This is a genomic window from Neisseria sp. P0001.S007 (genome assembly GCF_051963655.1).
GTDB classification, from domain to species: Bacteria; Pseudomonadota; Gammaproteobacteria; order Burkholderiales; family Neisseriaceae; genus Neisseria; species Neisseria subflava_A.
Window position 1 is genome coordinate 85,263 of the sequence record NZ_JBQCUB010000007.1, and the last position, 11,488, is coordinate 96,750.

Here is an 11,488-nt window from a genome sequence, read left to right on the forward strand (position 1 = left end):
AAATGAACACCTCATCCAACCCCTCTTGGCAGGCCGCTTTCGGTTTGTTGGCACTCAGGCTTTTTGCTGCGTATGAATTTCTTGAGGCCGGCCTGGAAAAATGGAACGGGGAAAACTGGTTTGCAGATATCAACAGTCAATTTCCCTTTCCGTTCAATTTGTTGCCGGATACGGTCAACTGGAATTTGGCCATGTGGGCGGAACTGGTTTTGCCTGCGCTGCTCATCGTTGGCTTGGCAACGCGGCTGTCCGCGCTGGGATTGATGGTAGTGACGGCTGTCGCATGGTCTGCGGTACATGCCGGCTTGGGGTACAATGTGTGCGACAACGGTTATAAAATGGCACTGATTTATTTGGTGGTTTTATTTCCTGTCCTGTTGCAGGGCGCAGGCCGTCTGTCTTTGGATGCCCTGCTGAAGAAACGCTGTTGTCGTATCAAGCATTTTCTTTAAGGATTAACGGTCGCGGGCCGACTTTAAATGCCCGATATTATCCCTTGATTTATTTAAACTCGTATTTTAAAAAGGAAGTTAAAATGAAAAAAAATGTAGCTGCTGCTTTGGCCGGTGCGCTGTCCCTGTCTCTGGCTGCCGGCGTTGTTGCCGCTGATAAACCGTTAAGCAGCAAAGCAGGTGTTCAAAAATCTGCTCAAGGCTCTTGCGGTGCGGTTAAAGCCGGTGAAGGTTCATGCGGTGCAAGCGCTGTTTCTAAAGCAAGCGAAGGCAAATGTGGCGAAGGCAAATGCGGTTCAACCGTGGAAAAAACTCACGCTAAAAAAGGCAAAGCATCTAAAGCCAAAGCTGCCAAAGTAGTAGAAGGTAAATGCGGCGAAGGTAAATGCGGTTCTAAATAATCCTGCAACATACCTTTAACAAAGTCGCATTTTACAAACGAAAATGCGACTTTGTCGTTCATACGGCATCATAACAGGATATCACCATGATTCAACATGCAGGCTTGGGCTACCGCCGCGACTTGGCGGAAGACTTCCTCTCGCTTTCAGACGACAGCCCGATACGCTTTATCGAAGCCGCCCCCGAAAACTGGCTGAAAATGGGCGGCAGGGCGCGCAAACAGTTTGACCGCGTGGCGGAACGGCTGCCGCTGGCGTTGCACGGATTATCCATGTCGTTGGGCGGACAAGCCCCGCTGGATACCGACTTGATAGACGGCATCAAAGAAATGATGCGCCGTTATGACTGCACGTTTTTCTCTGACCATTTGAGCTATTGCCATGACGGCGGTCATCTTTACGACCTGTTGCCGCTGCCCTTCACCGAAGAAATGGTGCGGCATACCGCGCGGCGTATCCGCGAAGTGCAAGACCGATTGGGCTGCCGTATCGCCGTAGAAAACACGTCCTACTACCTGCATTCTCCGCTTGCCGAGATGAACGAGGTCGAGTTCCTCAACGCCGTTGCCCGTGAAGCCGACTGCGGCATTCATTTGGACGTGAACAATATTTACGTCAACGCCGTCAATCACGGCCTGTTGTCGCCTGAAGCCTTTTTAGAAAATGTGGACGCAGAGCGCGTGTGCTATATCCATATTGCCGGACATGATGTGGAAACGCCGGAATTGTTGATTGATACGCATGGCGCGGCGGTATTGCCGACTGTTTGGGATTTGCTTGAACTGGCCTATGCCAAACTGCCGACGATTCCGCCCACCCTGTTGGAACGCGATTTCAATTTCCCGCCTTTTGCCGAACTCGAAGCCGAAGTCGCCAAAATCGCCGACTATCAAACGCGTGCCGGAAAGGAATACCGCCGTGCAGCCTGAAACTTCCGCCCAATACCAACACCGCTTTGCTCAAGCCATACGCGAAGGCGAAGCCGCCGACGGCTTGCCGCAAGAGCGCCTGAATGTCTATATCCGCCTGATACGAAACAATATTCACAGCTTTATCGACCGCTGCTATACCGAAACGCTGCAATACTTTGACAGCGAAGAATGGGGCCGTTTGAAAGAAGGTTTCATCCGCGACGCGCGCGCCCAAACGCCCTATTTTCAAGAAATCCCCGGCGAGTTCCTCCAATATTGCCAAAGCCTGCCGCTTTCAGACGACCTCTTGGCATTGATGGACTTTGAACACACCCAGCTGCTCGCCGAAACCGCTCAAACCGACAGCCAAACAACCCATGACGATTCAGACGATTTGGCCTACATTCTTTCTCCCGCCGCCTTTGTGCGCCGTTATCAGTATGATGTGATGGACGAATTGCAGGAGGCGGAAACTGCCGTTTTGGTGTGGCGCGATAAGGAAGACGACGTGATGTATCAAACGCTTGATGGATTCGGCGCATTATTGCTGGAAACACTGGCAGAGACGCCCACTTCCCTAAACGGCCTGCAAACCATGCTGGCAGAGTTCATGCCGTCTGAAAACGCTTGGCAGGACGCATTAAGGAAAAAATGGACGGAATGGTTGGAACAGGGCATTTTGGTTGCGGCATAAATCAAGGCCGTCTGAAACGGGCGCAGTCGGTTTCGGCGAAACAAAAATACTACTGAAATCGTTTATAGATTCAATCGCATGCTCTTGCCGTATCAGCGTAAAATCAGAAACATATTGATCATTCATTTCATACTGATACATTATGGCCCTACCCGAACTGACCGATGCCGAGCTTGCCGAATCCCGCAAACTGCTGCTGCGCTTTGCCCATATCCAGCTGCCCGACCGCCCCGATTTGGCGGAGGACCTCGTACAGGAAACTATGCTTTCCGCCTACCGCGCGTCCGAGGGTTTTAAAGGCGGCGCCCAAGTGAGCAGCTGGCTGTTTGCAATCTTAAAAAACAAAATTACCGACTGCCTGCGCCAAATCGGGCGGCAACGCCAAGTTTTCGTCACGCGCGACGAGGAAGCCTTGGATGAAGCCTTTGAAGGACATTTTGCCGCCGACGGGCATTGGACGGACGAAGGACAGCCTCAGGGTTGGGATTCGCCCGAAGCCAGTTTGAACAATAAAGAGTTCTACCAAGTTCTGCAGACCTGCCTCTACCATCTGCCGGAAAACACCGCCCGCGTGTTTACCATGAAAGAAATTCTCGGTTTTTCAAGCGATGAAATCCGCGAGCAATGCGGCATCAGCCATGCCAACTACCACACCATCATGCACCGCGCACGCGAAACCTTGCGCCAGTGTCTGAAAATCAAATGGTTCTCCCATGTCTGACAGGAAAACGCCATGAAAAAATGCCGCAAAATAACCGATCTGATTTCCAAACAGCAAGACCAAGTGCGTCTCAGTCTTTTTAACCGCATCGCCCTTGCCGTGCACCTGTCGCTCTGCCCACGTTGCCGCGAATATAAGAAACAGCTCGAATTAATCAGCAACGCCATGCACAAGATATTTCGATGATTCAAAAAAGGCCGTCTGAAACCTGCCCTTGTCAGTTTCAGACGGCCTTTTTGTATCTGCTTTATTTATTGCTAACTTGGAATAAGCCATGGTTTGCCGTTCACTTTTTTAGCTGCATTTATTTTTAAACTTGCGCCGTTGACCTTTGTTTTTTGAGGCATGGCTGAAGATTCTAATACGGTAGAACAAGATAAAGGCCGTCTGAAAGATGATTTCAGACGGCCTTTTTCACGGCTTTTAGTGTTGTTCTTCCGGCTCGGGTTCGTCTTTGCCGAACCAGTTGTCAAAGCGGATGGTGTATTTCAACTCGCCGCCGGAGGAGCGCGTGCCGATGCGGGCAACGGCTTGGATGGCGCGGGTCAGTTGGTACACGAGTTTGACGGATTGTTCGGCGCTGGAAATGCCGTATTCGTAACCTGCGTAGAGGTTGTTGGTAAGCTGTTTGCCGACGGTCAGGACTTGTTCGGCAGGGTTGAGCTCACCGGTTTGGGCATTGCGGCTGCGTTTGCTGGTAAAGCCCAAATCATCCACAAGGCCGATGCGGTCGTTGACTTGGCCGGCAAGCAGCGCGCTGGCGGCCGCAGAGAGCGTGGCGTTATCGCCATCGCTGCCGCTGCTGGCACGGTTGAGGATGAGCCAGGAGAGTTTGTCTTTTTCACTCATGGCTTCCTTGGCAACCAAGGTCACGCGCGGATTGCTGAGGCTGCCGAGGACTTCGACACCTGCGCCGACTGGGGAGAGGCGGCGTTCGGCACGGATGTTGAGGTTTGGATTCGATAGCGGGCCGACGAAGGAAACCGAGCCTTTGGTGATGTCGAGGTCTTGGCCGTAGGCTTTGTAGCGGCCTTTGACAACGCGCACGGTACCGACGCCTTGGACGGCTTCGCCCGGACGGGACGTGATGGCCAGTTTGCCGCCGATGGTAACGTCTGCGCCGTGGCCGACAAAACGGACATTGTCGTTGATGTTCAGGGTAAGGTTCATGTTGATGGGCGTGGTGGCCGTTGCTTCTTTTTTGGTTTCGCCTAGGACGACCACGTCATCGTCGAGGGTCGGCATGGAGGATTTTTGCGAACCGAACATGCCGTAGTCGGTGTTGAGCGTGCCGTTGAGCGATACGCCTTTTTCCGGATTGTAGAGGACTTTGGCCGTGCCGGAGAGTTGCAGTCGGCGGTTTGGACGCGAGAGGGTGCGGTATTTGTCGAAGACGATGTCCACGTCGACATCGGGGTTGGCGTTGGCAAGGTTGACCGCGCCTTTGAGCTCAATCGTGCCGCCACGGTGGAATTTGAGGCTGTCGATCACCCATTTTTGACCCTGCAGGCGCGAACGCAATACGCCGTTGTCGAGAATCAGGCCTTGGGTTTGATGGCGGTAATAGAGGTTGTCGCCGTTAATCAGGCCGCTCAGTTGCGGATCGTTCAGACGGCCTGCCAAGTTGACGGCGGCGTTCAGACGGCCTTTGAGGGTCTGGCCGACGGGCAGGAAATTGCGGAAGACTTCGAGGTTGGCAACGTTCAGGTTGAGCTTGCCGCTCAGAGGGGCGGTATCGAAGCTGGTGCCCTGACCGATGTTGACGGTACCGTCGGCACGGCCGTAATTGGTTTGGAGGTCGAGGTTGCTGTTGACGGTAGGTGAACCGAGTCGGCCGCCGATGGTGGCGGTTGCGTTCAGACGGCCTGCAATGCCTTGGGCTGTCGCCGGCATAAAGGATTTGAGCGAGCCTAAATCGGGAACGCTGATATTGACTTTACCGCTGACGGGGGCGTTGTTGATGTTGTTGCCGAACTGTTGGGCGATGCCGAGGGTGCCGTCAACTTTGCCGAAGCGGGTGTTGCCTTCCAGCGTGCTGTCGATGCGGCCGTTTTGGAAACGGGTGCGCAGGGCGAGCGCGGAAAGTCCCAAAGGCTGTTTGTTTTTCGGGTCTTTGCTCGGCAGGATGATGTCGCCGCTTTGTCGGCTGATGTTGAGGAAGCCGCGCGCGTTTTGACTGTACGCCAAATCCCAGTCGCCGCCCAAAACGAGGTTGTGTTCGATAGGCGGGGTGTAGAAGTTGTGCAACTCGGTAATGTGCAGATTTTGCGCGCTGCCTTTACTGGTAATGCCGGCTTTTTTGTCCCAAACGAAATTTTGCAGGTTGAGGCTGCCGCTCATGGCCGCCCATCGCGCGCTGCTGAGGGAAACGCGTTCGCTGCCGGCCTCGAGGTTGAGGCGGTTTTGCAGTTTAAGGTTGAACGCGCCGCTAATGTCGAGCGTGTCAACCGTGCCTTTCCATTGGGTTTGGTCTTTGTTGAGGCCGCCGGTGGCGTCGAGGTCGAGCTTGTAGCGTTTGTTGTCCACCGCCATGCTGCTGTTGCCACGGATGTGGTGGTGCGAACCTGTGCCGCTGATGAGCAGGTTGACGTTGTCGATCAGGGCCGCGCCGCCGGAGACGGCGATGTGTTCGCCTTTAATATCGGCACTCAACGGACGGTTGGTATCTGGCGAACCTTTAAGCTTGAAGTCGAGGGTGCGGATGTTGACGGCATCGGCGACTTTGAAGTTGCGCGCTTCGCCGTTCAAATCGGCTTCAAGGGTTTTGAGGCCGTCTGAAAAACTGCCGGAGATGTAGCCGCGCGCGTTGAGCAGGCCGCCCAAGCCGAAGCCGAAACGCGACAAATCGGGGGCAGTAATGTTGAGATTGAGGCGGTCGCCTTTTTGGCCGAAGCTGCCGTTGGTTTTGACGATGTTGCTGCCGAGGGTCAGGTCGGTCAGGGCGCGCGCAAGGTGTTTGTTTTCATAGGCGACGTCAGCTTTGCCGCTGAGCGGAACGCCGTTGAGCGTACTCGGTGCAAACTGCATTTTGCCGGCGAATTTTTCTTGCGCCAGTATGCCGGTCAAGTTGATGTTGCCGTTGACGCTGCCTTGTGGAAGCTGCGGGTCGATGCGTGCAGGGTTGAAGGCTTTGCTGACGATGTCCAGTTGCAGTTTGCGGTCTTTGAAGAGTTCGAGCGAGCCTTTGGCGTTGAGTTCGCCGCCGTTTTGCGGAACCAGGCGGACTTTGTCGAGCTTGAGCGTGCGCTGGCCGAGCTGTTTGTCGGTTTGGAAAAACAGCATGCCGTCTGTACGCGCAAATCCGCTGTCGAGATTCCAGTTGACGACAGGGGAGGAGGTTTCGCCTTTGACGTCGATACTGCCGTTCAGACGGCCTGCGATGTTTTGACGGACAAAGTCGTCTGCGCCGGTATTGTTGATGCCCAGTGCGAGTTTGAGCTGGTCTTGGGCGGTATCGATTGAACCGGATACGTCGATGCTGCCGTCTTTGAGCAGGCCGACGCCGATGTCTTCGATTTTGACCGTGCCTTTGTCATCGACAATGAATTCGCCGAGGATGCGTTTGATGGGGATATAGTTTTCATCGGCAAAACCGGCTTGGTCGTTTTCCAAGTCTATCGAGCCTTCCAGCGCAACGCCGTCTGTAAAGGACGGAATGGTGGTGGCGTCGAAATTCAGACGTGCTTTGGGCAGGCTGGGCAGGAAGGCCTGCGGATTGATGTTGGAACCTTTAATCAGGATTTCGCCAACGGTTTCATTGAGGCTGTCGGCGAATGGGTGAATGGTGGATTTGGCCGACAAATGAACGTTGTCGCTATCGAGCAGCAAGTCGGTGGATACGTCTTGCAGGCTGCCCCACAGGCGTACTGTGCCATGTAGGGTTTCGCCCTCAAGCTGGCCTTTGGTGTAAATGGCGGTATTGAGGACGTAGGGTTTGTTCAAACCAAGCACTACCGCGCCTGTCGAGCTGCTCCATGGCGTATCGGCGGTTTTGATGTGGAGGCGGTGTTCTTTTTTGTCGTAATGATAGGCCGCGTGCAGATGGTCGAGATAGACGGTCTGCTTGTCAAAACGCTTGCCCACGCTGATTTTGCCGGTTTCCAAACGGTCGAGATAGGCGGTAACGGGCAGGTCTATGCTGTCAGGCAGGCCTTTTGATGGCTCTTCTTCTTTAGGCGGTGTGCGTTTGGTCACGATGGCAATGTCGCCGGCCACGACTTCGGTGATGTGCAAGGACGGACGGGTCAGCTCGGACGGTTTCCAATCAAAGCGGAAGCTGCTGATTTTGACATCCGCACCTTCTGTTTCAATCAACCATTTGTCGCCTTCAAAACCTTCAATCAGCGTACCCTTTAGTGTGTCCGAAGAGATTTTGACGCCGAACCATGACGGGATTTTGTACAAACCGAAACGCAAACCCGATTCCGTACCGACCAGCCAGCCGATCGCGCCGGCGGAAACGGTCAATACGCCCAAGGCGGACAGGACAAAGCCGCGTAACAGGCGTTTTTTGCGCTTTGGCGGGGCGGGCTGTTGTTCAGACGGCGTGGAAGTGTTTGCAGTATCGGTCATGATATTTTTCTGTTTGTCTGTTTTTTAGACGGCCTGAAATGGCTGAGGCCGTCTGAAAGAATGGATGGTGAGTATGTTTGTTAAAACCTTGTGCCCAAGCTGATGTGCCAGCGGATTTTCTTGTCGTGATGGCCGTAGGCAATGTCGAAGGAGAACGGTGCAACCGGGCTGAACCAGCGCACGCCCAAGCCGGTGCCGTGTTTTAAGGTCATGTGTTTGAAGTTGCTTGCCGCATCGCCGACATCGTGGAAGATGGCACCGGAGAAGCTTTTGGTGACCGGGAATTGATATTCGAGGCTGCCGACCACCAAGGCGCGTTGCGGCAGGACGGAGCCGTTGGGGCCGGCCAAGCCGATGCTGTCGAGTTCGTAACCGCGTACGGAAGTCGCGCCGCCGGTGCGGAACATCAGGCTGGACGGCACTTCTTCGCCTTCGCGGGCATAAACGTAGCCTGCCTGTCCGCGTACGATGAATGTACCGAGTTTTTTGTTTTCAGGAGTGAAGAAATAGCCTGCCCGTGCCGTGGCGCGTGCCATTTGAGTGGAGGAGAGGAGTTTGCCCAAAGTTGTACCGATTTTGCCGTCGAGGTAATAGCCGTTTTGAGGGTGCAGCTCGGTTTCGATGCTTTGCCGTTTCCATGAGGCGGTCAGCATGGTGGCATGGCTTCGGCCCAAATCGTAGCTGGTGTCGGGGACTTTGCGGTCTTCGGTAATGAATTCGAGGCCGAAGCGGGCATCGATATTGTTGCGGTCGCGGACATACCAAATGCCGCTGGTCAGGGCGCGTTTTTCAAGGTTTTGCGTGGTCGAGCGGTTGTAGGAAACGTTGCTGGTCCAGTAGTTGCCGCGGTTGTTGCGCGGTTGGCTGATACCGGCGGCCAGCGTGGTTTCGTATTTGTCCATGTCCCAAACGATGGAACCGATGTAGCCCTTGTTAAAGAGGTTGTAATAGTCGTAGGCGATGCGGCCGCCGATTCCGTATTCGGAGTCGTAGCGGATACCGGTTTCCAGTTTGTGGCGTTTGACTTCGGTCACGTTGATTTTGACAGGAACACGGTCGCCTTGCAGTTGATCGAAGTCGGCTTGTACGGATGCGCCGGAATAGTGGCCGTTTTGTTCGAGCGCCTGTTGTAGGTCGAGGATTTTGTCCAAGTCGTAAGGCGAACCGGGTTGGAAGCGCGCCATGCCGGAAACCACGCTCTCAGGGTAGCGGCGTGTGCCGGTGATTTGGAAATCGCCGAAGTAAATGGGGCGGTTGCTTTCCACGATGACGTTCAAGTCGGCTTTTTGCGTATTGGGATTGATGGTGGCTTGGGTGGTAGTGAGTTTCGCCAAAGGGTATTTTTTGCGTGTTACCGCGCTGAGGACGGAGGTTTTACTTGCACTCCAGCCGTCTTGGTCGAAGTTTTCGCCGACGGGCTGTTGCCAGTTTTCCATCGCATTTTGGTAGTATTCGGCCAAGTTGTCGTCATTCAATACGTCGCCGAGGATGGCCACGCTGACGTTGTCGACTTTGGTGCGCGGGCCGGGAGTAACGTTGACGGTATAGCTCTCGCCATGATCTTGAATATTGACGTTGCTGTTGAAGTAGCCTTTGGTCCGGAGCATGGTTTTGACGTTGTCGGGCGCCTCTTCGGCGAGGAAGCCGACCTGCTCTTTATCCAGCTCTTCTTCCTGCTGCTGGGTAATCAGCGGCAGGTATTCTTCAAGCATTTCTTTGATTTCGCTGTCTTGGGTGTCGATTTTGACGGGGAATTTGGGCTTGAGTTTACCTGTTTGGTCGTCTTTGGGCTGCTTGGGCATTTCGGATTCGGGAACAGCTTCGTAGTCTTCTGCTTTGGGAACGGAAGTATCTACTGCCAACGCGTGTCCGTAGGCGAGCGCCAATGATGCAAATAAAACAGGGTAGGTCAGTTTGGTCATGATGTGTGTTCGACAGCGACAATTCTTCAGTTTGTGGATTTTAACATTATTTCTGCAAGCTTTCAGGCTATGGTTATAAACGGAAATTTAGCGCGATGACGTTAAAAAATGTGGCTTAAAGGGCGGATTTTGGTTTGTTTCTATCTGATTGTAATAGTTATGTTTTATGTTTTGACTGATGAAGTTGCCTTTGTATTCGGCCTTATGGCGCAGATTTCAGGCCGTCTGAAAGCAAGATATAGAGAAGTAAAGCAACGGTATGGGCATACTTTAAAGTAGGGTTTGAGCAGTTTTGACCGTATTTTTGGCATAAAGTGCCAACCGTATCATAAATGTTAAATTTTAATGCTGTTTTTGTGAGGTGTGCATGAAAACCTCGCCGACAAATGATTTTTTATTTTAGAATGTAAGACTTTTTTAACATATCTTTAAATTGTGAAGGAACGGATATGGCAAGTGGCAATCCGATTTTGAACGCGCTCAATCGCGTCAGCCTGGTGGCGCAAATCGCCATCGGCTTGGTTTTAGGTATTATTGTGGGTGCAGTTTCGCCGCAAGTCGGTATCAGCGCAGGACTGCTGGGTAGCCTGTTTGTCGGTGCGCTTAAGGCTATCGCGCCGATTTTGGTATTTGTTTTGGTGACTGCCGCCATTGCGCAACACCAAAAAGGCAATCAGGCCCACATCAAACCGATTTTGATTTTGTATATTTTCGGTACGTTTGCAGCGGCCGTGGTGGCGGTTGTCGCCAGTATGGCATTCCCGACCACGCTGATTCTGCGTACGGCAGGCGATGTATCCGTTGCGCCGCCTTCCGGCATTATCGAAGTGTTGAAAACGCTGCTGATGAATTTGGTGGCCAACCCGATTAACGCGCTGGCCAATGCCAACTATATCGGCATTTTGGCTTGGGCTTTGGTATTGGGCGCGGCTTTGCGCCATCACGGTTCGGATACGACCCGCCAAGTGGCAGCCGACTTGGCCGATACCGTTTCGACCGTCGTGAAATGGATTATCCGTTTTGCGCCGCTGGGTATTTTCGGCTTGGTGTCTTCTACTATTGCGGAAACCGGTTTTGAAGCGCTTGCCGGTTATATGCAGCTGTTGGCCGTATTGCTCGGCTGTATGCTGTTTATTGCGTTGGTGGTCAACCCGATTATTGTGTGGACGCAAATCCGCCGCAACCCTTTCCCGCTGGTGTTTACCTGCCTGCGCGAAAGCGGCGTGTATGCTTTCTTTACCCGTTCTTCCGCCGCCAATATCCCTGTGAACATGGCATTGGCGAAAAAACTGGGCCTGCACGAAGACACTTACTCTATCTCCATTCCATTGGGTGCAACCATCAATATGGCCGGTGCGGCCATCACCATTACCGTTTTGGCGATGGCTGCGGCGCACACGCAAGGCATTACGGTTGACTTCGCCACTGCATTGCTGCTGAGCCTGGTGGCTACCGTCAGCGCGTGCGGTGCATCCGGTGTGGCCGGCGGCTCATTGCTGCTGATTCCTTTGGCGTGCAGCCTGTTCGGTATCGATAACGATGTGGCCATGCAGGTGGTTGCCGTCGGCTTCATTATCGGCGTGATTCAAGACTCTGCAGAAACTGCGTTGAACTCTTCCACCGACGTTTTGTTTACTGCCGCTGCCGATTTGGGCCGTCAACGTAAAGAGTAGTTTTTAGGGTTAAGCCCAATCCGGCAAAGGCCGTCTGAAAAGTTTCAGACGGCCTTTGTTTTATGCAAAGCAAAGGGATTTTTAGATGGTCAAGCCGATAGATTGGTTTGGTCGGACTGACGGTATCCGCTGTCATCAGTTG

Annotated in this window: 9 protein-coding genes; 7 read left to right on the plus strand and 2 right to left on the minus strand. The window is 53.4% G+C overall.

Annotated features, from left to right (window positions below; genetic code table 11):
* Nucleotides 1–2: 2 nt before the first annotated feature.
* The 6 genes from ACTHRE_RS07615 (at nt 3) to ACTHRE_RS07640 (ending at nt 3,365) form a co-directional block, all read left to right on the plus strand.
* Nucleotides 3–452: an HvfX family Cu-binding RiPP maturation protein gene (locus ACTHRE_RS07615; protein ID WP_377073476.1), complete on the plus strand. Its 450-nt coding sequence runs from the start codon at nt 3–5 to the stop codon at nt 450–452.
* Nucleotides 453–535: 83 nt separating this feature from the next.
* On the plus strand, nt 536–853 hold the full coding sequence (locus ACTHRE_RS07620; RefSeq protein WP_003686668.1) for an HvfA family oxazolone/thioamide-modified RiPP metallophore: 318 nt from the start codon (nt 536–538) through the stop codon (nt 851–853).
* Between the two features lie 86 nt (nt 854–939).
* Nucleotides 940–1,782 (plus strand): HvfB family MNIO-type RiPP peptide maturase, encoded by an 843-nt coding sequence (locus ACTHRE_RS07625; RefSeq protein WP_308904726.1) that lies wholly within the window; start codon nt 940–942, stop codon nt 1,780–1,782.
* Nucleotides 1,772–2,458 carry an HvfC family RiPP maturation protein gene (locus ACTHRE_RS07630; RefSeq protein ID WP_377073474.1) on the plus strand — a complete coding sequence of 229 codons (687 nt, stop codon included), beginning with the start codon at nt 1,772–1,774 and terminating at the stop codon, nt 2,456–2,458. Before ACTHRE_RS07625 ends, ACTHRE_RS07630 begins: the two co-directional genes overlap by 11 nt.
* 142 nt (nt 2,459–2,600) lie before the next feature.
* Nucleotides 2,601–3,179: a sigma-70 family RNA polymerase sigma factor gene (locus ACTHRE_RS07635; RefSeq protein ID WP_377073472.1), complete on the plus strand. Its 579-nt coding sequence runs from the start codon at nt 2,601–2,603 to the stop codon at nt 3,177–3,179.
* Between the two features lie 12 nt (nt 3,180–3,191).
* Nucleotides 3,192–3,365 carry a zf-HC2 domain-containing protein gene (locus ACTHRE_RS07640; RefSeq protein ID WP_141745160.1) on the plus strand — a complete coding sequence of 58 codons (174 nt, stop codon included), beginning with the start codon at nt 3,192–3,194 and terminating at the stop codon, nt 3,363–3,365.
* 237 nt (nt 3,366–3,602) lie between these two features.
* Here ACTHRE_RS07640 and ACTHRE_RS07645 read toward each other — a convergent pair whose 3' ends face one another.
* Together ACTHRE_RS07645 and ACTHRE_RS07650 are read right to left on the minus strand one after the other, a co-directional pair.
* Nucleotides 3,603–7,751, minus strand: coding sequence for a translocation/assembly module TamB domain-containing protein (locus ACTHRE_RS07645; protein ID WP_377073470.1), 4,149 nt, complete (start codon nt 7,749–7,751; stop codon nt 3,603–3,605).
* Between the two features lie 80 nt (nt 7,752–7,831).
* On the minus strand, nt 7,832–9,673 hold the full coding sequence (locus ACTHRE_RS07650; protein ID WP_377073469.1) for an autotransporter assembly complex protein TamA: 1,842 nt from the start codon (nt 9,671–9,673) through the stop codon (nt 7,832–7,834).
* Nucleotides 9,674–10,122: 449 nt separating this feature from the next.
* On the opposite strand from ACTHRE_RS07650, the gene sstT reads away from it, so the two are divergent.
* Nucleotides 10,123–11,346 carry a serine/threonine transporter SstT gene (gene sstT / locus ACTHRE_RS07655; protein WP_377073467.1) on the plus strand — a complete coding sequence of 408 codons (1,224 nt, stop codon included), beginning with the start codon at nt 10,123–10,125 and terminating at the stop codon, nt 11,344–11,346.
* Nucleotides 11,347–11,488 lie beyond the last annotated feature (142 nt).

What these genes read in the sequence shown, in the direction of transcription:
- ACTHRE_RS07615 (WP_377073476.1), top strand. Translation starts at nt 3, where the DNA reads ATGAACACCTCATCCAACCCCTCTTGGCAGGCCGCTTTCGGTTTGTTG.
- ACTHRE_RS07620 (WP_003686668.1), top strand. Translation starts at nt 536, where the DNA reads ATGAAAAAAAATGTAGCTGCTGCTTTGGCCGGTGCGCTGTCCCTGTCT.
- ACTHRE_RS07625 (WP_308904726.1), top strand. Translation starts at nt 940, where the DNA reads ATGATTCAACATGCAGGCTTGGGCTACCGCCGCGACTTGGCGGAAGAC.
- ACTHRE_RS07635 (WP_377073472.1), top strand. Translation starts at nt 2,601, where the DNA reads ATGGCCCTACCCGAACTGACCGATGCCGAGCTTGCCGAATCCCGCAAA.
- ACTHRE_RS07640 (WP_141745160.1), top strand. Translation starts at nt 3,192, where the DNA reads ATGAAAAAATGCCGCAAAATAACCGATCTGATTTCCAAACAGCAAGAC.
- ACTHRE_RS07645 (WP_377073470.1), bottom strand. Translation starts at nt 7,751, where the DNA reads ATGACCGATACTGCAAACACTTCCACGCCGTCTGAACAACAGCCCGCC.
- ACTHRE_RS07650 (WP_377073469.1), bottom strand. Translation starts at nt 9,673, where the DNA reads ATGACCAAACTGACCTACCCTGTTTTATTTGCATCATTGGCGCTCGCC.
- sstT (WP_377073467.1), top strand. Translation starts at nt 10,123, where the DNA reads ATGGCAAGTGGCAATCCGATTTTGAACGCGCTCAATCGCGTCAGCCTG.